The sequence below is a fragment of the Kitasatospora sp. NPDC085895 genome (genome assembly GCF_040702125.1).
Lineage (GTDB): Bacteria > Actinomycetota > Actinomycetes > Streptomycetales > Streptomycetaceae > Kitasatospora > Kitasatospora arboriphila.
In genome coordinates this window covers 44,608-69,126 of sequence record NZ_JBFBJY010000017.1, presented here as the reverse complement: position 1 = coordinate 69,126, position 24,519 = coordinate 44,608, and the positions used below count along the sequence as shown (strand labels likewise).

Genomic DNA, 24,519 nt, shown 5'->3' with positions numbered 1-24,519 from the left:
AGTGGAAGCCGGCCGTGTCGCCGCCGGGTTCCGCAAGGGGGCCGCGGAACCCGGTCAGGCCCCGGCCGCCGCTTCGGCGCCTCGCCCGGCGTCTCGTCCGGTGCCGGATCCCGGTGGCGGTGGGACGGCCGCCGGCACGGGGAGCGGGCCGCGGCCGGGTGCGGGACCGGGAGCAGGCCCTGGCGTGCGCCCCGGTGCGGGCCCCGGTGCCGGACCCGGTGCAGGTCCCGCGTACGGCGTTCGTCCGGGGACCGGCCCCGGCGTGTGGCTGCCGCCCGCCCCGCCGCCGGACCCGCTGTGGATCACCGCGACCGCGCCGACCCGACCCGCCCTGCCGGGGTTCGGGGTACTGGGGGCCGGCCTCGCCTCCGGTCTGCTCGCCGCGGTCCTGCTGACCGACGGCCTCGGCGTCAACGTGCTGCTCTGGGCGCTGGTCGGTGCGGTCGCCGCAGGACTCGCCGCCTCGGCCGCCGGCCGCAAGGTCCGGCCGTGGACGGTGGTGTGGACGGTCACCGCCCTGGTGCTGCTGCTCGTCCCGGCCCTGGTGGAGGCCTCCTGGCCGGTCGTCCTGGCACTGCTGGCCGCCGCGGGCGCCGGATCGCTCGCCCTGCACGGCGGCAAGCGCTGGCCCGGCGTGCTGCTGGGCGCGTTCGGCATGTGGCCGCACCTGATTCCGGGCCTCGCCTGGAGTCTGCTCTCGCTGCGCAACCGCCAGTACCCGGCCCGCGCCCGGGTGGTGGCCGTGGTCAAGGCGGCGGCCGTCTCACTGGCGCTGCTGGTGGTCTTCGGCGCACTGTTCGCCAGCGCCGACGCCGCGGTCGCCGAACTCCTCGGCGACCTCGTGCCGAGCGTCGACACCGAGAACCTGCCGATGCAGGTCCTGCTGTTCGTGGTCGGTCTGCTGGTCGCCCTGGCGGCCGCGCACACGGCGGCCGGACCGCGCCGCTTCGACCGCTTCCCGGTGAAGCCGGGCCGCGAGCGCGGCCGGCTGGAGTGGGCGGTGCCGCTGGTGGCCCTCAACCTGCTCTTCGGCGTCTTCGTCGCCGTCCAGGCCGTGGTGTTCGTCGGCGGCTACGAGTCGGTGATGAGCAAGCCCGGGATGATCCCGGCCGAGTACGCCCGGCAGGGCTTCTGGCAGCTGCTGATCGTCACCCTGCTGGTGCTGGTCCTGCTGGCTCTGGCGGGCCGCTGGGCACCGCGCTCCACCCCGCGGGACCGGGTGATGGCCAAGACGCTGCTCGCGCTGCTCTGCGGCCAGACGCTGGTCGTGGTCGCCTCGGCGCTGTACCGGATGCAGCGGTACGTGGACAACTTCGGCCTGACCCGGCTGCGGATCTCGGTGGCCACGGTCGAGATCTGGCTGGGCGTGGTGCTGTTGCTGGTGCTCGTCGGCGGGATCCTCGCCTCCGCCAAGTGGCTGCCGCGGGCGGTCGTGCTGAGCGCCGCCACCGCCACCGCGGTTTTCGGCCTGATCAGCCCGGACGCGATGATCGCCGAGCAGAACGTCCACCGGTTCGAGCAGACCGGCCGGATCGACGTCGGCTACCTCCGCGACCTCTCCGCGGACGCCGTGCCCGCCCTGGACCGGCTCCCGGAGGACCAGCGCACCTGCGCCCTCCAGAAGATCGCGAGGGACCTCGACGACGACCGACTGCCCTGGTACGCCACCAGCCTGGCCGAGGCCAGGGCCCGTGAGATCCTGAAGGACCGTTCGGTGCCGCTCACCGGACGCGACGCCTGCGGCCGGGTCGGTGTCCGCCTGGGCGACCCGTACTACGGCGGCGACTACGACTACTGACACCCACTGATCTCTGCCTGACACCTGCTGACGCCTGCTCATGCGTGCCGGTGCCGCCCGTGCCCGGGGCCGGTCCGGCTCAGGTGGCCGCGGTCGAGTCGTGAGGACCGGTGTGTGGTGGCGGGCCTGCCGGGGCCCGCCACCACGCGGTGCGTCAGAGAGCCACGCCGGCCGCCCCCTCCGACGGCAGGTCGCTCGCCTTCGCCTTCACCACGAACAGCGCCACCAGCAGGGCGACCGCGGCCAGCGAGGCGCCCACGATGAACGCCTGGCCGATGCCGTGCGCCAGCGTCTCGCTGTACGCGGCACTGCCCACGGGGAACTCGTGCGCCTTCTGGAAGTGCTGCGCCTGCTCGGGAGTGGCGGACCGTAGGAAGCCCGGCACCAGCTCGGTGGCCTTGGACTTGGCCGCGTGGCTGAACACGGTGGTGAGGATCGACAGGCCGAGGGCGCCGCCGATCTGCTGCACCGAGTTGAGCAGGCCGGAGGCCGCCCCGGTCTCGTTGTTCGGCACGCCGGACACCGCGATCAGCATCACCGGGACGAAGATCAGGCCCATGCCGAAGCCGAAGATCACCGTGGGGCCGAGGATCCCGTCCACGTAGCCGCTGTCCGCCTTGAGCTGGGTCAGCCAGCTCAGGCCGACCGTGACCAGGGCGGCGCCGCCGGCCATGAACACCTTCGGGCCGAGCTTCGCCTGGAGCGCCGAGGCGATCTGCGCCGCCACGATGATCGCGGCACTGATCGGCAGGAAGGCCACACCCGCCTTGAGCGGGCTGTAGTGGATGACCGTCTGCACGAAGATCGTGATGTAGAAGAAGATGCCGAACATCGCCGCGGCGAGGCAGAGCATCATGATCAGGCCGCCGGTGCGGTTGCGGTCCTGGAACAGGTGCAGCGGGGTGATCGGCTGCGCCGTCCGCCGCTCGATGACGACGAACGCGACCACCAGGACCACGCCCGCGACGAACGAGGCCAGCGTCAGGGCGTCGCTCCAGCCGTCCGAAGCGGCGCGGATGAAGCCGTAGACCAGGGCCACCAGGCCGAGGGTCGAGGTGAGCGCGCCGGGCAGGTCGAAGCGGCCCTCCGTCCGCTCCGACTCGTTGATGAACCGCGGCGCGGCGAGCGCGATCAGCGCGGCGATCGGCACGTTCACGAAGAACACCCAGCGCCAGTCGAGGTACTCGGTGAGCAGACCGCCGGCCAGCAGGCCGATCGCGGCACCGGAGCCGGCGACCGCGGAGAAGACGCCGAAGGCGCGGTTGCGTTCGGGGCCCTCCTCGAAGTTGCTGGCGATCAGGGCGAACGCGGTCGGTGAGCAGACGGCGCCGCCGAGGCCCTGCAGGGCGCGCGCGGCGAGCAGCATGGTCGAGTCCTGCGCGAAGCCGCCGAGCAGCGAGGCGAAGCCGAAGAGCAGGGTGCCGACGATGAACACCCGCCGCCGGCCGAGGATGTCGCCGAGGCGGCCGCCGAGCAGGAGCAGGCCGCCGAAGGTGAGGGTGTAGGCGTTGATCACCCAGGAGAGGGTGGTGTCGGAGAAGCCGAGGTCGTTCTTGATGTGCGGCAGCGCGATGTTCACGATCGTCGCGTCCAGCACGACCATGAGCTGGGTCGCGGCGATGACGGTGAGGGTGATGCCCTTGCGCTGGGTGCGTCCCGCCTTCGGTGGTGCGGGTGTGCCGACCGTGTCGGAGATTGCCACTGATTGCCCCCTGTTGGTCCTGCACCGTGGGGTGGTGCCGGAGAATGCGCCCGTGACGTGCGCGGTTGTGCGACTGCGCACGGCCGGTGGCGGTGCGCGGACACTGTGAAGGAACGGATCCGTTCACTATCATGTGGACGATATCCGGAAAGAGATTGTGAACGCAAGCGTTCTCTAGGGTGGTGACGATGGATCAGTTGGTGCGGCGTCAGGCGTCGGTCGGGTCGTCGGGTGCGGTGGCGGCCAGATGTGCGCCGTCCGCCCCCGCCGGCGTGACGCGGGCCGTACCACTGCAGGCCGGCGCCGAGGCGTCGGCCGGGCCGGCGGGCGCGGTGCCGCCCGTCGAGCCGGGGGTGCCGGGCGTCGATACCGCGGTGCCGTCCGTCGAGCCGGCGGCGCCTGCCGCGGCCCGGCGACGGGGGCGCGCCCTGGAGGCCGCGATCTTCGAGGCGACCCTCGAACTCCTGGTCTCCGGCGGCTTCGCCCGGTTGACCATGGAGGGCGTCGCCGGGGCGGCGCAGACCGGCAAGGCCGCGCTGTACCGCCGCTGGGCGTCGAAGGCGGATCTGGTCGTGCACGCCCTGGGGGCCACTCTGCCACCCCCCGTGGACATCCCCGACCTCGGGTCGGTCCGCGCCGAGTTGATGCAGCTCATGGCGGGCTTCGGCGCGATCATGTGCTCGCCGGCCGGCACCGCCATCCGCGTGCTGATGGCCGAGCTCGACCACGAACAGGCCGTCGCCTTCAAGGACTTCCTCGACGGCCGGGTGATGCGGCCGGCCAACGCGGCGATGCTCGCCATCCTCGGCCGCGGCGAGCGGCGCGGCGACGTCCGGCCCGGCGCGGCCACGCCGATCGTCGCCGACGTCGCCCCGGCGATGCTGCTCTACCGGGCCAAGGTCTGCGAGGGCGTGGTCGACGAGGCCTTCTGCACCGAACTGGTGGACCAGGTGCTCATGCCCCTGGTGAGCGCCTACTAGGGCGCGGCTCCAAGGGCGCTCGGGCGGTCACTCCAGGGGCGCGCGGGGAACTGCGCCGTCCGGATGCGGCCCACCGGTCGGACCGGGGGGTGATCCGGATCCGCCGGGACCACCGCTCCCGGACCGCGCAGTTCTCCTCCGGCCTCCATGCCGGGAGGTGCCTCCACGCGTCCCCGTCGGGCACCCGGATGGCCGGGCGCCTTCGAGGGCCGGCCCTGGGGCGGACCGGGCCGCGGGCGGGTCGTCGCCGGGTCGTCGCCGGGTCGGCCGGTCCGCGTGGCCCGGTCGGTCGCGGGTCGTTCGGGGTCGGCGAGTCGTTCGGGTCGGGGCGGGTGCCGGCCGTCCGGGGTGGTCCCGACGGGGACGTAGGCTGGTGCTGCCGGAGCGACACGAATGGACCAGCCATGCCCTACGACCCCCCGACCCACTCGGTCGAGCGCTCGCTGCGCCGGGCCGGAGCCGCCGTGGTCGCGGGGCTCGACGAGGTCGGACGCGGCGCCTGGGCCGGCCCGGTCACCGTCGGCGCCGCCGTCACCGGACTGCGCCGCCCGCCGGAGGGCCTCACCGACTCCAAGCTCCTCACCGTGAAGCGCCGCGAGGCGCTCGCCCCGGTGCTCGCCGACTGGGTCACCGCGTACGCCCTCGGCCACGCCTCCCCGCAGGAGTGCGACGAACTCGGCATGACCGCGGCGCTGCGGCTGGCCGCCGAACGCGCCCTGGCGGCGCTCCCGGTCCGGCCGGACGCCGTGATCCTCGACGGCAAGCACGACTACCTCGGCGGCCCGTGGCGGGTCCGCACGGTGATCAAGGGCGACCAGTCCTGCGTCTGCGTCTCCGCGGCCTCCGTCCTGGCCAAGGTCCGCCGGGACGGGATGATGGCGGAGCTCGCCGCGGACCACCCCGCCTACGGCTTCGAGGACAACGCCGGGTACCCCTCGCCGGTGCACCGCGCCGCCCTGGAGGAATTCGGTCCGACCTCGGAACACCGCCTGTCCTGGGCCTATCTCGACGGGCTCCCGCAGTGGCGCCACCTCAAGCGCGGCCGGATCGCAGAGCCCGCGGACGAGCAGTTGTCGCTCGGCTTCTGACGTTCCGTCGAGCCCCGGGGCGGCCCTCCGCGAGCCCCGCCGGGTGCCCAACAGGTGGGGCGCCCGTGCGCATCCGACCGGCGTTTGATAGATATCCGGGTATGCCTGTCTTCCCCGAGGAGCCGGAGATTCACGAGAGTATCCCGGGCCCCGGCGTTCCCTTCCCCCACAAGTCGGACGCATCCAGCCCCCGTACGCCTTCCGTCGACCCTGCTGCGTCCGGCGTCGTGCCGGGCCAGCGGCCCGCGCCGCCCCGCCCGGCGCCGCCCCGTCCCGCTCCGCCGAGAGCTGCGGGCGCCACTCCGGGCCCGCGCCCCGGGCCGAAGCCCGGTCCGGGCCCCCACCCCTCGTCCCCGGCCGTCCGGCTGGTCCCCGCCGATCCGCAGGAGGCGCTGGAGCGCGCCGACGAGACGGTGGACCAGCTGCTCGAGTCCGGCCGCCTCCCCGGCGACGTCCTCGTGCTCACGGTCGGCGAACCGCACCCGTGGCAGCAGCACGAGCTGTCCTTCGGTGAGGAGCGCTACTGGGCACAGCTCGCCGAGGCCGGTGACGTGTTCTACGCCGACGCCGCCACGACCCGGCCGCTGCGCCGCGACGTGGTGGTCCTGGTGGTCAACGGCTCCGGGGTCAACCGCATCGCGGGTGCCGCGGTGCGTGCCGCGGAGCGCGCGGGCTCGCTGCTGGTGATCTGCGGCGGCACGGACGCCGTCGCGTCGCTCTTCCCGGGGGCGGACCGGCCCGTGCCGGCCTGAGCCCGCTCGTCCGGGCGCGCGCCGGCCGGGCCGGGCGTTCCGGCCCGGTGACCGGTGTCGACCGGTGCTGTGGGTTCGCCCGTGGCGGTGCCCGGAGGGTCCGGCACCGTCCGTCGTCGCGGTGCCGCCCGCCTCATCGGCGGGCGGCCGCGCGAACGGTCAGTGCGAGGCCGCGGGGCGCAACGCGTCCAGCGCCGTCACCGCTGCGACATGGGGGTTCCGCGCGGTCCGCCGGACCGGCTCCCGCGCGTGGCGCGGCGGCAGCTCGGTGACGGTGTGCAACGGCCCGTCGGACCACGACCCGGAGTGCGGGTTGCGGCCGCGCCGCCCGTCGCCGATCACGTGCCAGCCAGCGGGTGTCAGCGCGATGTAGGAGCCGCAGCGCAGCCCGTGCAGCGCGGCGGCGTCCTGGAGTGCCCACATCCACGCGCCGTCCTGGGCCGTCCACTCGGGCGAGCCCTCGCGGCAGCGCAGCAGCACGGCAGTGCGGACGGGAGCGGCGAGCCGGAGGTCGTGCGGGACGACCTGCCGGAGGTTGGCCAGGATCGCGTTGCGGTGCTGCCACCCGTCGGTGAGGTGCTGGCGGGTGCTGAAGGAGGCCGAGGCGATCAGCTGGTGCCTGACGTCCAGCACGGCGACGACCGTGGTGCCCGGTTGCGGCAGGTGCCGCTGGTGCAGCTCACGGACGAAGTCGCGCGGGGCGCGCAGCAACGGCACGTCGGCCTCGGACCAGGCCTTCGGGTCGATGCTCCGTCTGGCGGTGGAAGGGTCCTGACCGTGGTCTCTGCGGTTGATCACGATCCTCCTTCCGGCCCGCTGGCACGGCGGTGACGTGGGTACGCCGAATACCGGGTCTTCCGACCAGGTGTGGGGTACGGCTCAATTCTCCCGTCAGATCGGTCGAAGCGGCAATGATGAAATGCCGAGCGCCGCCCGAAATTCAGTGTTCTGTCGGATATATTCCGTCACGGTCATGCGTCCATTCGCCTGACGGCCGTCCGACGGGCGGACGACGGGTGGTCGAAGTCCGGTTTGCCCCGAGGTGTCCTTCCGGTGAACGGGGTGACCTCCGCGCACGCGATCCGGTTCTCCCCGGGGCTCAGGCCTGGAGGGCCAGGACCAAGGGGAGGACCCCCGTCGCCCCGGCGCGACGGAGCAGCCGGGCGGCCACGGTCACCGTCCAGCCCGAGTCCACCAGGTCGTCGACCAGCAGCACCGGACCGCCCGCCGCGGCGAGCGTCGCCCCCAGCTCCTCCGGGACGACCAGCGTCCCCGCCAGCGAGTGCAGCCGCTGTGCGCTGTTGCTCCGCGGGCCGTGCGGCGGCCGGCCGGCCGCGTACTCGATCCGGCCGAGCAACGGTAGGCGGCCGACCGCCGCGATCCGTGCCCCGAGGCTCTCCACCAGCTGGGGCCGAGTCGCCGAGGCCATGGTGACCACGCCGACCGGTCGGGCGAGGCGGGTGCCGTCCGGGCCCTCCGGTCCGGCCCAGCCGCCGGGACCGCGCGCCCAGTCGGCCAGGACGCTCACCAGGGCGTCGACCACCTCGGCCGGGACGGGGCCGTCCGGCGTCGACTCGGCGAGCAGCGTGCGCAGCCGGGTGCCCCAGCCGATGTCGGACAGCCGGCCGAGCGCCCGGCCGGTCTCCGCCTGCTCCCCGGCGGGGATGCGGCCCTTGAGCGGCACACCGAGCGCGTCCATCCCGGTCGGCCACAGCCGGCGCGGCTCGAACTCCGCACCGGGCCGGCCGAGTGCCGCCCGGGCCGCGGCGAGCGCCTCCGCCGACACCCCGGGGCCGTGCGCCGGGCCCGCGCAGTTGTCGCAGCGCCCGCAGGGCGCGGCCTCCGGGTCGTCGAGCTGCCTGCGCAGGAACTCCATGCGGCAGCCGGCCGACGCCGCGTACTCGCGCATCGCCTGCTGCTCGGCCTCCCGCGCGGCCGCCACCTTGGCGTAGCGCGGCGCGTCGTACGCCCAGGAGCGGCCGGTGGACTCCCAGCCGCCGCGGACCTTGCGGACCGCGCCGTCGACGTCGAGCACCTTGAGCATGGTCTCCAGCCGGTTCCGCCGAAGGTCCACCCGGGCCTCCAAAGCGCCGGTGGACAGCGGGCGGCCCGCCTCGGCGAGCGCGTCGATCGTCCGCCGGACCTGCTCCTCCGGGGGGAAGCCCAGGGAGGCGAAGTAGCGCCAGATCGCCTCGTCCTCCCGGCCCGGCAGCAGCAGCACCTCGGCCCGGTCGACACCGCGGCCGGCGCGTCCGACCTGCTGGTAGTAGGCGATCGGCGAACCCGGCGAGCCGAGGTGGACCACGAAGCCCAGGTCGGGCTTGTCGAAGCCCATGCCCAGGGCCGAGGTCGCGACCAGCGCCTTGACCCGGTTGGCCAGCAGGTCCGCCTCCGCGCTGCGGCGCTCGGCGTCCTCCGTCCGGCCGGAGTAGGAGGCCACCGGGTACCCGCGGGAGCGCAGGAAGGCGGTCACCTCGTCCGCCGCCGCCACGGTGAGGGTGTAGACGATGCCGGAGCCGGGCAGCTCGGCCAGGTGGTCGGCCAGCCAGGCCAGGCGGTGCGCCGGGTCGGGCAGCGCGAGGACCCCGAGGCTGAGGCTCTCCCGGTCCAGCGGACCGCGGAGCACCAGCGCCGTACGGTCGGCCGGCGGCCCGCCCGAGCCGTCGGGTGCCCCCGTGCCGAGCTGGTCGGCCACGTCGGCGGTGACCCGCGCGTTGGCCGTCGCCGTGGTGGCGAGGACCGGAACGCCGGGGGCGAGGTCGGCCAGCATGGTGCGCAGCCGCCGGTAGTCCGGCCGGAAGTCGTGGCCCCAGTCGGAGATGCAGTGCGCCTCGTCGACCACGAGCAGGCCGGTGGAGGCGGCGAGCTTGGGGAGGACCTGGTCGCGGAAGTCCGGGTTGTTCAGCCGCTCCGGGCTGACCAGCAGGATGTCCACCGCCCCGGCGGCCACCTCGGCCTGGATCTCGTCCCACTCCTGCGGGTTGGCGGAGTTGATCGTCCGGGCGTGGATGCCGGCCCGGGAGGCCGAGTCCACCTGGTTGCGCATGAGGGCCAGCAGCGGCGAGACGATCACCGTGGGGCCGGCGCCGGCGGAGCGGAGCAGCGCGGTGGCGATGAAGTACACGGCCGACTTGCCCCAGCCGGTGCGCTGCACCACCAGCGCCCGGCGGTGGTCCACGACCAGGGCCTCGATGGCCCGCCACTGGTCCTCCCGGAGGACCGCGGACGGCCCGGCCAGCTCGCGCAGCACGGCCTCGGCGCGCTCGCGGACGGCAGCACGGTCCTGCCCGGCGGGATCGGCCGGACCGGTCGCGTGCCCGTCACCGGGGGCGTGCCCGGCCGCCGACCGGCTGCCGGTGCGGTCCGGTGCGGCCGGTGCGTCCACGGACTCGGATTCGGGGCGGGTGCTGCGCTCGTCCATGGCCCATGCATACCGCGTGCGACCGACAATGGGCCAATGCGGCGCCCGGCCTGTGGATGACCTGTCATCAGATCGGTTGACGGAAAAGGCCGGTACGGTCCGGGCGGCGGAATTCCCGCGGAATGACCGGCCCGGAAGGCGTGCGGAACAACCGCGGAACAATCCGCAATCCGGAGTTATCCACAGGCTGAACACGCGGCCCGGAAAAAGCCGCATGCTTCGGGCCATGAACCACGACGAACACCGCACCCCGCCCGCCGCCCCCGCCCAGGGGCTGCCCGCCACCCTGCTGCCCACGCCGATGCGCGGCCCGGCCGACATGGCCGAGATGCTGCCCTACCTGCTCGGCTTCTTCCCCGACGACAGCATCGTCGCCGTCGGCCTGCAGGGCCCCTCGCTCCACCAGGGCGCCGTGGTCCGGGTGGACCTCCCGGACGCGCCCGAGCAGTGGGCGTCGGTGGCCCGCGACACCGCCGCGCTGCTGCTGGACCTCTCCGAGAAGCGCGACCGCCGCCCCGACCAGGTGCTGCTCTACCTCGTCCGGGATCCCGCCGACCCGGCGTCCGCGCAGAGCGGCGCACCGCCCGGTGACGGGCCGCGGTCGGCCGAGGCGCTGCGTCCTCTCGCGGACGGCCTGGCCGGTGCCTTCCGGGCGGCCGGGGTCGCCGTGAAGGAGTCCCTGTTCGTCTCCGGCGGCCGCTGGTGGTCGTTCCTGTGCACCCGCACCGGGTGCTGCGACCCGGCCGGCACACCGATCCGACCCTCCCACCGGCCCAGCCCCGTCGCGGCCGCCGCGGCCTTCGCCGGCCTGGCCCCGCGCGGCAGCCGGCGGGCGATGGTCGCCGGCCTGGCGCCCGTCGGGCCGCCGCTCGCGGACGTCCAGCGGCAGGAGATCGAGCGGGCCGGCCCCGGCTTCCTCCAGGAGCTCGCCGCCGGGCGGACGTCCACGGTCGACCGGACGGGAAAGATGATCACCGAGGTGATGGCCGAGTTCCGGGCCGGCGCGCGGGAGATCGACGCCGAGCGCACCGCCCGCCTGCTGCTCGGTCTGCAGGACAAGCTCGGCCGGGACCGCGGCGCCGAGTTCGCCGAGTCGGACGAGCTGGCCGTCGCCCAGCGCCTGTGGCGGTTCCTCGTCCAGCGCTGCGTCAGCCCGTTCGAGCACCTCGCGGCGCCGCCGCTCACCCTGCTCGCCTGGACGGCCTGGATCGCCGGCGACACCGCCACTGCCCGGATCATGCTCTCCCGGGCGTTGGAGGTGGATCCGCGCTACACCCTCGCCCTGCTGCTGTACGAGTCGATCAACGGCGGCCTGGCGCCGGAGCGGCTCCTGGCGAGCGTCCGGGAGCAGCGCGCCAACCGCACGGCCCAGGAAGCCCATGGAGCCCGGGAAGCCCGGGCGGCCCGGGGAGCTCCTGCGGTCCGTCCCGCGACCGAACCGGCGGATGCCGGATCCGACGCGTCCCCGGCCGGCGCCCAACGCCCGGCCGTGCCCGGGCCGGCCCCGGCCCACCGGTCGGCACCGGGCGCAGCGGCCACCGCATCCGCCCGACCGGGGGCTTCCGGGGAGCACCGATCGTCGGACCACGGCGGCCCGGGCGCGGACACCGCACCCACCGGGGCGGTCGGCGACAGCGGTTCGGAGCCCGCGGCGCCGCCCGCCGAGGGATCCACGCCCGCCGAGGGATCCACGCCCGCACCCGGCCCCACGCTCGCACCCGGCCCCACGCCCGCAGCCGGCCGCACCAACGCGCGGGACCGCCGACCGTCCGGACACGGCAGCGACGCCGCCCCCCGCCCCGCGGCGGGCAGGCCGCCCGGCAGCTCGCCGCACACCCCGTGCCGCACCCCGCTGCACCGACCCGTCGGGCCGGCCGGGGGCAGGCCGCGGCCGACGGCCCCGCAGGGGCACGAGCGCCCGACCGGTCAGTGGCCCGCCCGACGGCCGGGCGGCGGCTGAGATGCACCGCCGACCCGGCGCCCGGGCCCTGCTGCTACGCCTCTCCGCGCGCCATCCGCACCAGGCGGTCGAGCACCACCCGGCCGCTCACCCGCAGGGCGTCGTGCTCCCACTCGTTGGTCAGCCAGAAGCGCAGGTTGCCCACCGCCCGTGCGGTCTCCAGCGAATCCGCGGTGTCGACGTACATGTCGTCGAAGTACACGGCCGCGTACACCGGCACCGTGTTGGCGGCGAGCCGCTCGGTGGAGTACAGGTCGGGCCAGTCGCGGCGCTCCGCGAGCACCTGGGCCGTCTCGCGCAGCGGCTGCAGCGCCGGGTCGGTCTCGAACATCCAGGGGTAGATCATCTCGCCGGTGAACAGCACCGGTGCGTCGCTGCCGAGGGCGGCGTCGGCGTCGAAGGCGGGGAACTCCTTGCGGACGCGCTCGGCCGCCCACCCGGTGCCCGCCGGGTCCACCGAGCGCTGGCCGTAGATCGACTCGTGCAGCACGGCGTACAGCGGGTTCTGCGCGAACGAGAGCTGCGCCTGCACCCCGGTGAGGAAGGTGTCGGACAGTTCCGGCCCGTCCACGCCCTCCACCCAGGCCTCCTCCAGCAGGTAGTGCAGCGCGCCCGAGCCCGACCCGGCGCCGAGCATCAGGCCCAGCGCCTGGAAGGCCGGGACGGTCAGCAGCCCGCCGTCCGGCAGCCGGGCCGGCTGCTGCGCGAGGTGGGCCGCGATCCTGCGGACGGCCGCCACGTCCTGCGGGTAGCGGGTGTAGTGCGCCGCGTTCTTGGCCGCCACCCGCGGGTACGCCGCGCGGTAGACGTCGTCCGCCGAGGACCGCAGGCCGGCCAGGCCGCCCGTGACGAAAGCCTCGCGCAGGCCCTCCGGCGCCAGCGACAGGTAGGTCAGGGCGCAGAAGCCGCCGAAGCTCTGGCCGAGGAGGCTCCACCTGCCCTCCTCACCCAGCAGGAGGCGGCGGATCAGCTCGGCGTCCCGGACGATCGAGTCGGCGCGGAAGCGGGCGAGGTAGTCGGCCTGCTCGGCCGGGCCGCCGCGGCGGGCGAGGGTCTGCCGGTTGGCCGGGGTGGACCGGCCGGTGCCGCGCTGGTCGAGGAGCAGCACCCGGTAGTCGTCGAGGGCGCGGTTCAGCCAGTCGTCGCGTCCCAGCGGCCGCCCGGCCTTCCCGCCCGGCCCGCCCTGCAGGTAGAGCAGCCAGGGCAGGTCGTCGTTCTCCCGCCCGGACGCCACGACCTCCCGGGCGTACACCTCGATCCGCTCGCCCTCCGGCCGTTCGTGGTCGAGCGGCACCCGGAAGACATGGTCCGTGGTGACGATTCCGGGCAGTCGGCCGACGGTGGACATGCAGCTCCTCGGTACGTGCTGGTCGCAGTCGCGATGCGACGCGCGTCAACCATGTTCCGGGTACGGGCGCCGCCGAACCGCACCGTATCCTGGCGACGGACGGGAGCCGACGGGGGAGGGCCATCGAGGTGGCCGCGCCGCAGTCGGCGGTCGGGCCGGGCAGCGTCGAGGGGGGCGACGCGGTGGGCCGGGCGGTCGCACCTCGCCTGCGCGCCATCGCCGCCGCGCCGGTCGGCGTGACCTGTGGCACGTGCAGGACGTTCATCATCGGGGCGCGCGGGCTGCATCGTCCGCCCGCAGGCCCTGCACCGAGTCGAAGCGCACCGCACCACCGGTGCGCGCGGACCTCAGGGCGTCCGTCCGGGCGGAGCACCGGCCGGACGCGGCCGCGCCGGAGTCGGTGCGGCTCAGGCCCGCTCCCGCCCCGCCGATCGACCTGCCGCGCACCGGCAGAGCAGCAGCACAGACCGCGAACGAACACGCTCGCGGTCGACCGGCCCAGCAACAGCCGGCCGACCGAGGGGAGGAGAGCCCGGTGACCGTTTCCAGGCCACCACAGCCGGCAGCACCGCCGCCGGCCACCGAGCCGAACCCGGCGCCGGGTGCGCCCTTGGCGCCCTCCTCGGTGTCGAGCGCCCCGTCGGCGCCGCCTCTTCCCCCCGCACCGACCGCACCGCCCACTGGGGGCGTGGCACCCGGTCGGCCGGTCGGTCCGGCCGCACCGCCAGTGACCGCCGCGCCCCCCGTACCGCAGGGTGCCCCCGTGCCTCCCGCTCCTGCGGCGCCGCCTGTACCTGCGGCTCTCGCTGCCCCGCCCACCCCAACGGCACCGTTCGGGCACGCCGCCGCACCGGTCGCCCCGGGGCGACCCCCCGGCCGGCCGCCGACGAGCCCGCCCCTCGGCCCCCCGTCCCCCCGGACGCCGCCCTACGGAGTCCCTCTCCCCCCGACCTCGCAGACCCCGCCGCACGGCGTCCCGACCCCGCCCTACGCAGCCGGGACCCCGCCGTACGGCGTGCCACTGCCGCCCCCGGGCGCGCCGACCGGCACTGCTCTCGGCCAGCCGAGACCGCCGGCGCCGCCCCGTACCCAGGCGGCCGCCGCCCACGACCTGCTGATCTGTGCGGCCGCCCCCGCCCTGGCCGCGTCCGGGGCCGACGGCCAGCTCCGCGGCCAGGGACTCCAGGGCTTCTACCGGTCCGGTGTCCGCACCCTGGCCCGGATGGAGCTGCGCCTCGGCGGCATCGAACCGATGCCGCTGCAGGGCGCGCTCACCTCCGCCGCCGAGGCCCGCTTCGTCGGCAGCGTCCGCATCCCCGGCGACCCCGATCCGGACCCGGCGCTCACTGTCGAACGGCTGCGCCACGCCGACGGGACGGAGACGGTCACCGTCCGCAACGCCGGAGGCCGGCCCGCCCGCCTCCCGCTGGAGATCACCTTCGGCACCGACCTCGGCCTGCTCGGCGACATCGCGGCCGGCCAGCGCAGCGCCGACCTGCCGAGCCAGGTCCAGTCGGCCGGTCTGCGCTGGGCGGGGCACGGCCGCAGCGCGTCCGTCTCGGCGCGCCCCACCCCGCACGCCGTCCTGGCCGGCGCGGGCGTACTCCGCTGGGACCTGGAGGTGCAGCCCGGCGCCCGCTGGTCGGTCGACCTGCAGGCCGAGCTGGAGAGCGTCCCGCCCGGCGGACGCCCGCCCACCGGACGCGGCCAAGGCGTCCCGCTGCCCTGGTCCGAGCCCGAGGTGCGGTGCGACGACGCCCGGGTGCAGCGCCTGGTCCCCGCCTCGCTCGACGCGCTGGCCGCCCTCCTGCTCGCCGACGCCGACCGCCCGACCGACCTCTACGCAGCCTCCGGCGCGCCCTGGCGGTTCGGTCTGACCGCCGCCGACGCCCTGTGGGCCGCGCGCTGGACGCTGCCCTTCGGCACCCGGCTGGCAGCGGGGACCCTGCGGGCGCTGGCGCGCCGTCAGCACGCGGGCCGCCACGGCGGACCCGGCACCGCAACGCCGTCCGGAGCCCCGGGCGGGGCGGTGGCCGGGGCTGGGGCCGGCGCTGCTGCTGCGGGACCGGGGGAAGGGCTGATCCCCGGCCCGATGCGGCACGGCGGTCCGGAGCTCCCGCCGACCTGCACCGCCACCGAGGCCACCCTGCTGTTCGTCACCGTGCTGGCCGAGGCGTGGCGTTGGGGCCTGCCGCGGCACGAGGTGATAGAGCTGCTGCCGGCGATGGAGCGGGCCCTGGCGTCGCTCCGCGCCTCCGTCGCCGAGGGGCCGGACGGGCCTGAGGGCTTCGTCGTCGACCTCAGCCGTGCCCCGGAGGAGCGGTCGAGCCGCACCGCGGTGGCCCGGTGCGAGGTGCAGGCGCAGGCGTACCGCGCCGCCCTGCACGGCGCCGAGCTGCTCGCGGCCTTCGCCCGGCCCGGTGCGGCCGAGTGGCTGAGCTGGGCCGCGGCCCTCCGGGAGCGCTTCCGGGAGCGGTTCTGGATCGACGACCTGGCGGGTGGCCGTCCCGCGGCGGCGCTGCTCGGCGGCGGGCGGACGGTCCCCGCGGTCGCCTCCTCCTTCGTCCACCTGCTCGACGTGGGCCTCTCCCGCGAGGGCGATCTGCACGAGGGCCTGCTCGACCGGGAGCAGACGAGGCTCCTCGCCCAGCGCCTCGCCGCCCCGGAGCTGGACTGCGGCTGGGGGCTGCGGACCCTCAGCGCCAAGTCGCCGAGGTTCAACCCGCTCGGCCACCGCAGTGGTGCCGTCCGGGTGCACGAGACGGTGCTCGCGGTGGCGGGCCTCGCCGACGCGGGGTTCGAACGCGAGGCGGGCCAGCTGCTGGAGGGCCTGTTGGGTGCGGCCGAGCACTTCGACGGACGACTGCCGGAGATGTACGCCGGGGAACAGCGGGTGACGGGGTGTCCGCCGGTGCCCCACCCGGCGGCCTGCCGGCCGGCTGCGCTGTCCGCGGCGGCAGGCGTCCACCTCGTCCTGTCGATGGCCGGCATCCGGCCGGACGTCCCCGGTGGGCGGGTGGTGGTCCGCCCGGCCTCCAGCACACCGCTCGGCGAACTGCAGCTCACCGGCCTGCGGGTGGCGGGCGAGCCGTTCTCCGCCCGGGTCAGCCGGATCGGCGTGGCCGTCGTCGAGGAGGCCTCGCCCCAACTCCAGCTCGGCGCGGGCTGAGCCGGGTCGGTCCGGCTCGGCCCCGGCCGCCGCACCGCGCCGTGCCGGACGGCAACACCGCACCACGCCGCCGCACCGGGCGCACGGCACCGCCCCGCCGCCCGGCGCGGTGGTGCCGTGGCGTCGTGGAGCCACGGATCTGCGCGGCCGGCGCGCCCGGTGCGGTGTGCGCGGCACCGCCGACGCGGCGTGGCCGGCCGCCGTGCCCGGCCGATTCCGTACCGGAGTTGCGGGGCCCTCACCGGTGCTCTGTGTTTATCGTCAGAGAGACGACTATCATCATCGCCATGTCGCGCTATGACCCGTCGGCCTTCCCCCCGTTCGCCGTCACCGTCGACCTGGTGGTACTGACGGTCCGGGACCACGAACTGTGCGCGCTGCTGGTCAGACGGGGCGAGCCGCCGTTCCAGGGGTACTGGGCACTGCCCGGTGGCTTCGTCCGCCCGGACGAGGGCCTCGCCGAGGCGGCCTCCCGCGAACTCGCGGAGGAGACCGGCCTGCGCGCTTCCGCACCCGGCCAGTCCGCGGCCGGAGTGCACCTGGAGCAGCTCGCCACCTACGGTCACCCCCAGCGCGACCCGCGGATGCGCGTGGTCAGCGTCGCCCACCTGGTGCTCGCGCCGGACCTGCCCACCCCCCGCCCCGGCGGCGACGCCAGCAGCGCCCGCTGGGCCCCCGTCCACGAACTGCTCAACGACGGCCCTGCGGACGGGGTCCCACTGGCCTTCGACCACGGTCAGATCCTCGGGGCCGGCGTCGAACGCGCCCGCTCGAAGATCGAGTACTCCTCGCTGGCCACCGCCTTCTGCCCCCCGGAGTTCACGGTGGGGGAGCTGCGCCGTGTCTACGAGGCCGTCTGGGGCGTGGTGCTCGACCCGCGGAACTTCCACCGCAAGGTCACCGGAACTCCCGGCTTCCTGCTGCCGTCCGGCGGTACGACGACCCGGCAGGGCGGCCGTCCCGCGCAGCTGTTCACGGCGGGCGGGGCCACCGTCCTCAACCCGCCGATGCTCCGCCCCGAGGCCTGACCGCCGCTCCCGAGCAGGGCCGGAGACCCGCTCGGGAGCACGTCGCCCGAGCGGTCCGACCGCACTGACGATCGGTCAGAACGCCGGTTACGTCACCTGATCGAGTGAGCTCGGCGGCCACGCTCTCCGTCGGCATGCGCAATGCCCGGAATCCTCCCCGCCGGGGCCTAGGGTGCTGGCGCGGGCAGCGGAGCGCCGCGCCCCCGGGGCCGGCGCACCCGGTCGGCCGAGGCACGGGAGCAGGCAGCGATGATCCAGATCACCGGACTGACCAAGGTCCATCGGCGGGGCGCCCCGCCTGCGCTGCTCGACCTGACCTTCGACACCCGTCCCGGCACGGTCACCGCCCTGCTCGGCGACGAGGGCGCGGGCAAGACCACCGCGATCCGGCTCATGGTGGAGCTCGAACGCGGCCGCGGCGCAGCCCTGTTCGACGGCCGCACCTACCGCCGGCTGCGTCGCCCCGAGACCCGGGTCGGCCTGGTGCCGGACGCCGGGCCGTCCTGTCCCGGGCACCCCGGCCGGAAGGCTGCGGACCATCTGCGGATGCTCGCCGCCGCGATCGGCGTGCCCGCACGCCGTGCCGACGACCTGTTGGAACAGGCGAGGCTCGCGGGCGTGGCCTCCCACCGGCTGCGGTCCTTCTCACCGGGCATGAACCGTCGGCTCGCCCTGGCAACCGCCCTGCTCGGCGACCCGCAGGCCCTGCTGCTGGACGACCCGACCGCCGGACTCCCGCCGCGCAGCACCGAATGGCTGCACGCCTTCCTGAGGTCCTTCGCCGCGGCGGGTGGCACGGTGCTGCTGACCACCCGCTCCCCGCAGGAGGCCGGCGCGGTGTCCGACCGGGTGATCACCCTGGTCCGGGGGCGTCAGGTGGCGGACCAGAGTGCCTCGGAGTTCCGGGGCACCCGGCTCTGCCCGGAGGTGGTGGTGCGGGGGCCGCAGACGGCCCGGTTCGCCGACCTGCTGCTCGCCCGGGGCGCACGCGTCCGGCCCGACGGCAGGTCGGGCATCGCGGTCGGCGGTCTGGCCCGCACCGAGATCGGCGAACTCGCGCACCGCCACGGCATCCTGCTCCACGAGCTCGCCGACCGCGCGATCGGCCGCCCGCCGCCCCACCCCGTGCTGCCCTCCGGATCCGGCCGATCCGGCGAGGTCGTCCGACTGCACCGCACCGAGCCCGTGCCGTCCTCGCCGATCTCATCCCCCTCGCCCCCGTCACAGCCCTCACCCCTCTCGCAGTCCTCGCCGTCACCGGCCCCGCAGGACGACAACGGCGCCGCCAGGCACCGCCCCGGAGCGCTGCCGACCGTCGGTGCGCCCACCACCGGACCCCGTCCGAGGCCCGTGCCCGCGCCGGCCGGGTCCGCGACGCCCCCGTCCGCGCTCTCGTCCACCCCGCCGTTCCCCCGCTCGGGCCGACCGCCGGCACCGACCGCAGCACCTGCACCTGCACCTGCACCTGCACCTGCAGCACCTGCACCTGCACCTGCAGCACCTGCACCTGCACCTGCAGCACCTGCACCTGCACCTGCAGCACCTGCACCTGCACCTGCAGCACTCGCATGTGCGGCACCCGCCCCTGCAGCCGCACCTGCCGCCGAGGACCCGCCGACCCGTCCCCTGCCGCCCGTCCGGCCGGGACCGGGACTCCCCGCCGCGACCAGCCCCACAACACGCACGGCCCCCGCAGTCCCCACAGCTCACCCGCACCCGGCCCCGGACGAGTCCGCCCGTCCGGTGTCCGACGGAGACCACCACCGGAGTGAGGCCCCGTGAGCGCGCTGCCGTTCCACGTCCTGCCGTTCCACGCCCTGTCGTACGAGGTCAGGCGGCTGCGCGGACTGCGCTCGACCTGGCTGATCGCGGCCGCCGTGCTGGCCGTGGGCGCGGCGGTGGCCGCCGTGGCGGCCCGGCAGCAGGCTCCTGGCCCGCTGCCGGCGGCGGCCGGGCTGCAGGCGGTCGCCGCCGTCGTCCCGCTGGTGCCGCTGCCGGTCGCCGCTCTGGGCGTCTGCCTGCTCGGCGCGCTCTCCTACGCCCACGAGGTCGGACACCCGGGCCTGCCGGCCTCCCGGGTCGCACTGTCGCGCCGCTTGGCGCTGATCCTCGCCAAGCTGACGGCGATCGGCGGGGCCGGGCTCCTGCTCACCGCCGTCACCGTCCTGGTGAACACCGCGGTGCTGTGGCTCGCCCTGCCCGCCGGCGTGGACGCCGGCGCACTCCTCCCGGGTGCGACCCCTGCTCCGGCCGCACACCAGGAGAGCGTCGTCGCCCCGGCGTGGGCGGCTTCCCCTGCGTGGGGGACCGCCCGGGGCTGGGAGACCGCACTGGCGGCGGTCGGCCGGCCGTTCGGGGTGTTCGCCGCGGTGGTGGTGCTGGCGGGGTGGGCCGGCCTGGTCGCGACCTCCCTGGTGCGGCAGGCCGCCGCGGGGTTGGTGCTGGTGGCAGCGGTCGCCGTACCGGGGGAGCTGTTCGCCGGCCTGCTGCTGCGCCGGTCCGGGGGCGGGGCGGACGGACTCGGCGGGCCGGCCGTCGTCCAAGGGCCGCAGATCCTTCCCGACCTGCGGCTGCTTCGACCCCTGCCGACGCTGAAGACCCTGCTGCCGTTGCACGACGGGCTGGAGAGGTTGCACGTCCGCGACGGCCGCGCGGTGGCCGAGGTCTTGCACCTGCCGCTCCCGTTGCTGCTCGCGCTGCTGCTGGTGCCGCCCGCCCTGGGGCTGGCGGCGGCGGTCGCGCTCCAGCTCCGGCGCCGCGAGCTGTGAGAACGGGCGCCGTGAGCCGCGGGAAGGGGCTCGGGGACGGCCGCCCGTCCGCCGCCGGGCCATGACCGGAACCGGCGTCCGAGCGATCGAAAGAGGACGGTCTGCCTGATAAGAAGTCAATGATCCAGCCGCAGACGATCACCCTTTCGTGTGCTTTTCACGAGAATCCTCAAGCCGGGTGGGGCGATCGCCGACAAAGGACGTGTGAGTACCCTTGCGCACCCCGCCATGACCACCGCCCGTCCGGCCGACAGCATCGCCGCCGCCGAGATCGACCGCTTCCCCTACGCCGAACGGCCCGTCCCGCCCGCACCCCGCTGGGAGGGCGCCGAGTCCGAGCTCGGCCGGGTCGGCCGCAAGACCACCAGCAGCCGCGGCCGCGGCCTGCACGGCCAGCTGGTCCAGCAGCTCGGCCAGATGATCGTCTCCGGCGACCTCGGCGCCGACCGCCCCCTCGTCCCGGAGGAGATCGGCCAGCGGTTCGAGGTCTCGCGCACCGTCGTCCGCGAATCGCTGCGCGTGCTGGAGGCCAAGGGCCTGGTCAGCGCCCGGCCGAACGTCGGCACCCGGGTCCGCCCGGTCGCCGACTGGAACCTCCTCGACCCGGACATCATCGAGTGGCGCGCCTTCGGCCCGCAGCGCGACGAGCAGCGCCGCGAGCTGTTCGAGCTGCGCTGGGCGATCGAGCCGCTGGCCGCCCGCCTCGCCGCCGGCCACGGCCGGGAGGACGTCCAGCACCGGCTGGTCGAGCTGACCGAGATCATGGCCCACGCCGCCACCCAGGGCGACGGCGTCGGCTACGGCCGGGCCGACGCCGAGCTCCACAACCTGGTGCTGCAGATGGCCGGGAACCGCATGCTGGAGCACCTCTCCGGCATCGTCTCCTGCGCCCTGCAGGTGTCGGGCGGCCCCGGCTCCACCTGCGAGCGTCCCTCGGACACCGCGATCAGCCTGCACGTCCGCCTGGTCGACGCCCTCGGCACGGGCGACGGCACCGCCGCGGAGACGGCCGTCCGGGCGCTGCTCACCGTCCATCCCGACATCGAGCACGCCGTCCCGGCCCCGCGCGAGCACTGAGCGGAGCGTCCGGACCAGGATTCGAGGCCGCACCCCGCGCCACCCGAGGCCCGCACGGCCGCACCGACCCGCACCACCCGGTGCCCGCACGGCCGCACCGAGCCGCACTGAGCCGCACCGCCCCGCAGCACCGGTGCCGCACGGCCCTTCCGCCGCCCGAGCCCCGTCCCCCGGGGCGGCCGGAGGGCCGTGTCGCCCGGTGTCGAGGCCGTTCCGCCCGAGGCCGCGGGGGGTCCACGGCGGTTCCGCCGGTGGTGTGACCCGCGCCACGAACGGGATGCGTAACACTTGAGGGGTGGCAGCGATGTGTACGGAGCGGAAGCAGCTCCGGAATACCACCACCATGTCAGAATGCTGTGTTGGTCTGCGGCGCTGCTGCCGTCCTGCAAACCCAGTCCTCGTCCTCAAGTCCGAGCCGGTCGGAGTCGACCCCGCACGTGATCGTGCGTGATCGTCCCCCGTCCTCTCGTACGGTCGGGTACGGGTTCGAGTCCACTCATCGTCCGAGAGGTTGTTCGTGTCGGCCAGCACATCCCGTTCGCTCCCCCCCGAGATCGCCGAGTCCGCAGCACTGCTCGCGCTCATCGAGCGGGGCAAGGCCCAGGGGCAGATCGCCGGTGACGACGTGCGTCAGGCGTTCGAGGCGGACCAGATCCCGGTCACCAAGTGGAAGAACGTCATGCGCAGCCTCAACCAGGTGCTGATTGAGGAAGGAGTGGACCTCATGGTCAGTGCGGCCGAACCGGCCGGCTCCAAGCGCAAGAGCGTCGCGGCCAAGAGCACCACCAAGCGCACCGCGACCAAGACGGTCACCACTCGGACCCCGGCCGCCCCGGCCAAGCCGCCGGTGCGCATCGCACCGGCCGCCACGCCGGCCGTCCCCGTGGCCGCCCCGGCCGTGGTGGCCGCGGTCGCCGCGGAGACCACGGTGATCGGGTCCGGTTCCGTCGAGGCCGTCGAGGCGAAGACCGCCGCGAAGAAGGCCGCCGCCCCGGCGAAGAAGGCCGCGGCCAAGAAGACCGCCGCGCCCGCCAAGAAGACCGCCGCCAAGAAGACCACCGCCTCCAAGACCGGCAAGGCCGGCGAGGAGGAGGCCCTGGGCGAGGAGGAGCTGCTCGAAGAGGTGGCGCTCCCCGGCGACAAGGCCGAGGGCGAGCCCGAGGAGGAGTCGGAGGGCTTCGTCCTCTCCGACGACGACGAGGACGACGCGCCGGCCCAGCAGGTCGCCGTCGCCGGTGCCACCGCCGACCCGGTCAAGGACTACCTCAAGCAGATCGGCAAGGTCCCGCTGCTCAACGCCGAGCAGGAGGTCGAGCTCGCCAAGCGGATCGAGGCCGGCCTGTTCGCCGAGGACAAGCTGAGCCAGGCCGACAAGCTCGCTCCGAAGCTCAAGCGCGAGCTGGAGATCATCGCCGAGGACGGCCGCCGGGCCAAGAACCACCTGCTGGAGGCCAACCTCCGCCTGGTGGTCTCGCTGGCCAAGCGCTACACCGGCCGCGGCATGCTCTTCCTGGACCTCATCCAGGAGGGCAACCTCGGTCTGATCCGTGCGGTCGAGAAGTTCGACTACACCAAGGGCTACAAGTTCTCGACCTACGCCACGTGGTGGATCCGCCAGGCGATCACCCGCGCCATGGCCGACCAGGCCCGCACCATCCGCATCCCGGTGCACATGGTCGAGGTCATCAACAAGCTGGCCCGCGTCCAGCGCCAGATGCTCCAGGACCTGGGCCGCGAGCCCACCCCGGAGGAGCTGGCCAAGGAACTCGACATGACCCCCGAGAAGGTCATCGAGGTCCAGAAGTACGGCCGCGAGCCGATCTCGCTGCACACCCCGCTCGGCGAGGACGGCGACAGCGAGTTCGGTGACCTGATCGAGGACTCCGAGGCGGTCGTCCCGGCCGACGCGGTCTCCTTCACCCTGCTCCAGGAGCAGCTGCACTCCGTGCTCGACACCCTGTCCGAGCGTGAGGCCGGCGTCGTCTCGATGCGTTTCGGCCTGACGGACGGTCAGCCGAAGACGCTGGACGAGATCGGCAAGGTCTACGGCGTCACCCGTGAGCGCATCCGCCAGATCGAGTCGAAGACCATGTCGAAGCTGCGGCACCCGTCGCGTTCGCAGGTCCTGCGCGACTACCTGGACTGATCCCCGGGGCCACGGCGGCCCGGCGACGAGACAGGTCCGAAGGGCCCGGAGCACCACGCTCCGGGCCCTTCGGCACGCCCGGGCCCGCTCTCCGTACGCCCGGGGAGCCGAACCGCCCGGGCGGGGGAGCCGTGCCGACGGCAGCACCGCCGGTGTCCCTCGTACGGGTGGCCGCACGCAAGGTGACGCCACGTTGGGTAACGGCTCGACTACGCTGTGCCGGTTGTCCGTCGTCGAGCCAGCTTGGAGATCCGGTGCCCTCCCTGGACGTCCCCGCCATCCGGCCCCGCCCCCTTGACCTCCGCAGCGACCCCGGACGGACGGCCGCGGCCCGTGCCGGCCGCCGCCGCACCCGCCGGGCGGTGGCGGCGGCGCTGCTGGCCACGCTCCCCGCCTCGTTGGCGGTGCTCGGCGCGGCCGGCCCCGCCGCGGCGCAGCGCCGGATCGTCGGCGGTACGGCCTCCTCCACCTCCGACCACCCGTGGATGGTCGCCGTCGCCAGCCGCCAGCAGTTCGGCAGCAGCCGCTCCGGGCAGTTCTGCGGCGGCGTGCTGGTCTCGGCCACCAAGGTGGTCACCGCCGCGCACTGCTTCTACGACGAGCGGACGGGCCACCGTGCGGACCGGCCGGGGCTGCAGGCCGTGATCGGCCGTGACGACCTGCGCGACCGGGACGGCCGGGAGGTCACCGTGCGCAACGTGTGGATCGACCCCGGGTACGACTTCACCCGCAACCTGCGGGACGTGGCGGTGCTCACCCTGGCCGAGCCGCAGGCCGGCCGGCCGGTGATCGGCATGGTGGCCCAGGGCGAGACCGAGCCGTACGCCGCCGGCACCGAGGCGCGGGTCTACGGTTGGGGCGACACCCGCGGGAACGGCAGCTACTCGCCGACACTGCGGTCGGTCGAGGTGCCGGTGGTCTCCGACGAGGTGTGTTCGCGCGCCTACCCCGCGGATGGGGACAGTCCCTACGACGCGCGGGTCATGGTGTGCGCCGGTGCCGAGCAGGGCGGGCGGGACGCGTGCCAGGGCGACAGCGGCGGACCGCTGGTGGTGGCCGGGCGGCTGGTCGGGCTGGTGTCCTGGGGGACGGGCTGCGCGGAGGCGGCGCACCCGGGGGTCTACACCCGGCTCGCCGCGGTGGCGGACGATGTGCGCTCCGCACTCTGACGGTCACCGTCCGACGCGGTGTCAGTCCGCCTGCGGCCGGTGGCAGTCCGTGCGCGGGCGGTTCCGCTGCGTGGGCACGCCCTCACGGAACGCGACGCAGGGTGTGCGCGCAG

The 24,519-nt window shown here is 75.1% G+C and carries 16 protein-coding genes; 12 read left to right on the top strand and 4 right to left on the bottom strand.

Features of this window, described 5'->3' with window-relative positions; all coding sequences use genetic code 11:
- Positions 1-262: 262 nt before the first annotated feature.
- Positions 263-1,798 carry a DUF4173 domain-containing protein gene (locus tag AB0442_RS13905; RefSeq protein WP_366162822.1) on the top strand — a complete coding sequence of 512 codons (1,536 nt, stop codon included), beginning with the start codon at positions 263-265 and terminating at the stop codon, positions 1,796-1,798.
- 154 nt (positions 1,799-1,952) lie between these two features.
- Here the strand turns inward: AB0442_RS13905 and AB0442_RS13900 are convergent, their stop codons facing one another.
- Entirely contained in the window at positions 1,953-3,401 is a 1,449-nt protein-coding gene (locus AB0442_RS13900; RefSeq protein WP_366162880.1) for an MFS transporter, read from the bottom strand.
- 287 nt (positions 3,402-3,688) lie between these two features.
- Here AB0442_RS13900 and AB0442_RS13895 point away from each other — a divergent pair, with 287 nt between their 5' ends.
- The 3 genes from AB0442_RS13895 (at position 3,689) to AB0442_RS13885 (ending at position 6,320) form a co-directional block, all read left to right on the top strand.
- Positions 3,689-4,480, top strand: coding sequence for a TetR/AcrR family transcriptional regulator (locus tag AB0442_RS13895; RefSeq protein ID WP_366162820.1), 792 nt, complete (start codon positions 3,689-3,691; stop codon positions 4,478-4,480).
- Positions 4,481-4,884: 404 nt separating this feature from the next.
- Entirely contained in the window at positions 4,885-5,568 is a 684-nt protein-coding gene (locus AB0442_RS13890) for a ribonuclease HII (protein ID WP_344623245.1), read from the top strand.
- A gap of 413 nt (positions 5,569-5,981) precedes the next feature.
- Positions 5,982-6,320 (top strand): hypothetical protein, encoded by a 339-nt coding sequence (locus AB0442_RS13885; RefSeq protein ID WP_344623246.1) that lies wholly within the window; start codon positions 5,982-5,984, stop codon positions 6,318-6,320.
- Positions 6,321-6,479: 159 nt separating this feature from the next.
- On the opposite strand, the gene AB0442_RS13880 is transcribed toward AB0442_RS13885, so the two are convergent.
- On the bottom strand, positions 6,480-7,118 hold the full coding sequence (locus AB0442_RS13880; protein WP_366162818.1) for a hypothetical protein: 639 nt from the start codon (positions 7,116-7,118) through the stop codon (positions 6,480-6,482).
- Between the two features lie 301 nt (positions 7,119-7,419).
- Positions 7,420-9,741, bottom strand: a complete 2,322-nt coding sequence (locus AB0442_RS13875; protein ID WP_366162817.1) for a DEAD/DEAH box helicase — start codon at positions 9,739-9,741, stop codon at positions 7,420-7,422.
- A gap of 226 nt (positions 9,742-9,967) precedes the next feature.
- On the opposite strand from AB0442_RS13875, the gene AB0442_RS13870 reads away from it, so the two are divergent.
- On the top strand, positions 9,968-11,701 hold the full coding sequence (locus AB0442_RS13870) for a DUF4192 family protein (protein WP_366162815.1): 1,734 nt from the start codon (positions 9,968-9,970) through the stop codon (positions 11,699-11,701).
- Between the two features lie 34 nt (positions 11,702-11,735).
- Here the strand turns inward: AB0442_RS13870 and AB0442_RS13865 are convergent, their stop codons facing one another.
- Positions 11,736-13,049, bottom strand: coding sequence for an alpha/beta fold hydrolase (locus AB0442_RS13865; RefSeq protein WP_366162813.1), 1,314 nt, complete (start codon positions 13,047-13,049; stop codon positions 11,736-11,738).
- Between the two features lie 1,015 nt (positions 13,050-14,064).
- Between AB0442_RS13865 and AB0442_RS13860 the strand changes: the two genes are divergently transcribed.
- From AB0442_RS13860 to AB0442_RS13830, 7 genes are all read left to right on the top strand, one after another.
- Positions 14,065-16,218 carry a glycogen debranching N-terminal domain-containing protein gene (locus tag AB0442_RS13860; RefSeq protein WP_366162811.1) on the top strand — a complete coding sequence of 718 codons (2,154 nt, stop codon included), beginning with the start codon at positions 14,065-14,067 and terminating at the stop codon, positions 16,216-16,218.
- Positions 16,219-16,505: 287 nt separating this feature from the next.
- Positions 16,506-17,246 carry an NUDIX domain-containing protein gene (locus AB0442_RS13855; protein WP_366162810.1) on the top strand — a complete coding sequence of 247 codons (741 nt, stop codon included), beginning with the start codon at positions 16,506-16,508 and terminating at the stop codon, positions 17,244-17,246.
- A 249-nt stretch (positions 17,247-17,495) separates the two neighbouring features.
- The gene (locus AB0442_RS13850; RefSeq protein WP_366162809.1) at positions 17,496-19,028 is read left to right on the top strand and encodes an ATP-binding cassette domain-containing protein; all 1,533 of its coding nucleotides are present in this window, start codon (positions 17,496-17,498) and stop codon (positions 19,026-19,028) included.
- The gene (locus AB0442_RS13845; RefSeq protein ID WP_366162807.1) at positions 19,025-20,014 is read left to right on the top strand and encodes a hypothetical protein; all 990 of its coding nucleotides are present in this window, start codon (positions 19,025-19,027) and stop codon (positions 20,012-20,014) included. The genes AB0442_RS13850 and AB0442_RS13845 overlap by 4 nt, the downstream gene beginning before the upstream one ends.
- Before the next feature lie 204 nt (positions 20,015-20,218).
- Positions 20,219-21,091, top strand: a complete 873-nt coding sequence (locus AB0442_RS13840; RefSeq protein WP_366162805.1) for a FadR/GntR family transcriptional regulator — start codon at positions 20,219-20,221, stop codon at positions 21,089-21,091.
- Positions 21,092-21,602: 511 nt separating this feature from the next.
- A complete protein-coding gene (locus tag AB0442_RS13835; protein WP_366162804.1) occupies positions 21,603-23,237 on the top strand; it encodes an RNA polymerase sigma factor in 1,635 nt (544 codons plus the stop codon).
- A 254-nt stretch (positions 23,238-23,491) separates the two neighbouring features.
- Positions 23,492-24,406, top strand: coding sequence for a serine protease (locus AB0442_RS13830; protein ID WP_366162802.1), 915 nt, complete (start codon positions 23,492-23,494; stop codon positions 24,404-24,406).
- The last annotated feature ends 113 nt before the right edge of the window (positions 24,407-24,519 follow it).

Coding starts and splice junctions, on each gene's coding strand:
- AB0442_RS13855 (WP_366162810.1), top strand. CDS start 16,506: ATGTCGCGCTATGACCCGTCGGCCTTCCCCCCGTTCGCCGTCACCGTC.
- AB0442_RS13900 (WP_366162880.1), bottom strand. CDS start 3,401: ATGGTCGTGCTGGACGCGACGATCGTGAACATCGCGCTGCCGCACATC.
- AB0442_RS13875 (WP_366162817.1), bottom strand. CDS start 9,741: ATGGACGAGCGCAGCACCCGCCCCGAATCCGAGTCCGTGGACGCACCG.
- AB0442_RS13850 (WP_366162809.1), top strand. CDS start 17,496: ATGATCCAGATCACCGGACTGACCAAGGTCCATCGGCGGGGCGCCCCG.
- AB0442_RS13895 (WP_366162820.1), top strand. CDS start 3,689: ATGGATCAGTTGGTGCGGCGTCAGGCGTCGGTCGGGTCGTCGGGTGCG.
- AB0442_RS13870 (WP_366162815.1), top strand. CDS start 9,968: ATGAACCACGACGAACACCGCACCCCGCCCGCCGCCCCCGCCCAGGGG.
- AB0442_RS13890 (WP_344623245.1), top strand. CDS start 4,885: ATGCCCTACGACCCCCCGACCCACTCGGTCGAGCGCTCGCTGCGCCGG.
- AB0442_RS13865 (WP_366162813.1), bottom strand. CDS start 13,049: ATGTCCACCGTCGGCCGACTGCCCGGAATCGTCACCACGGACCATGTC.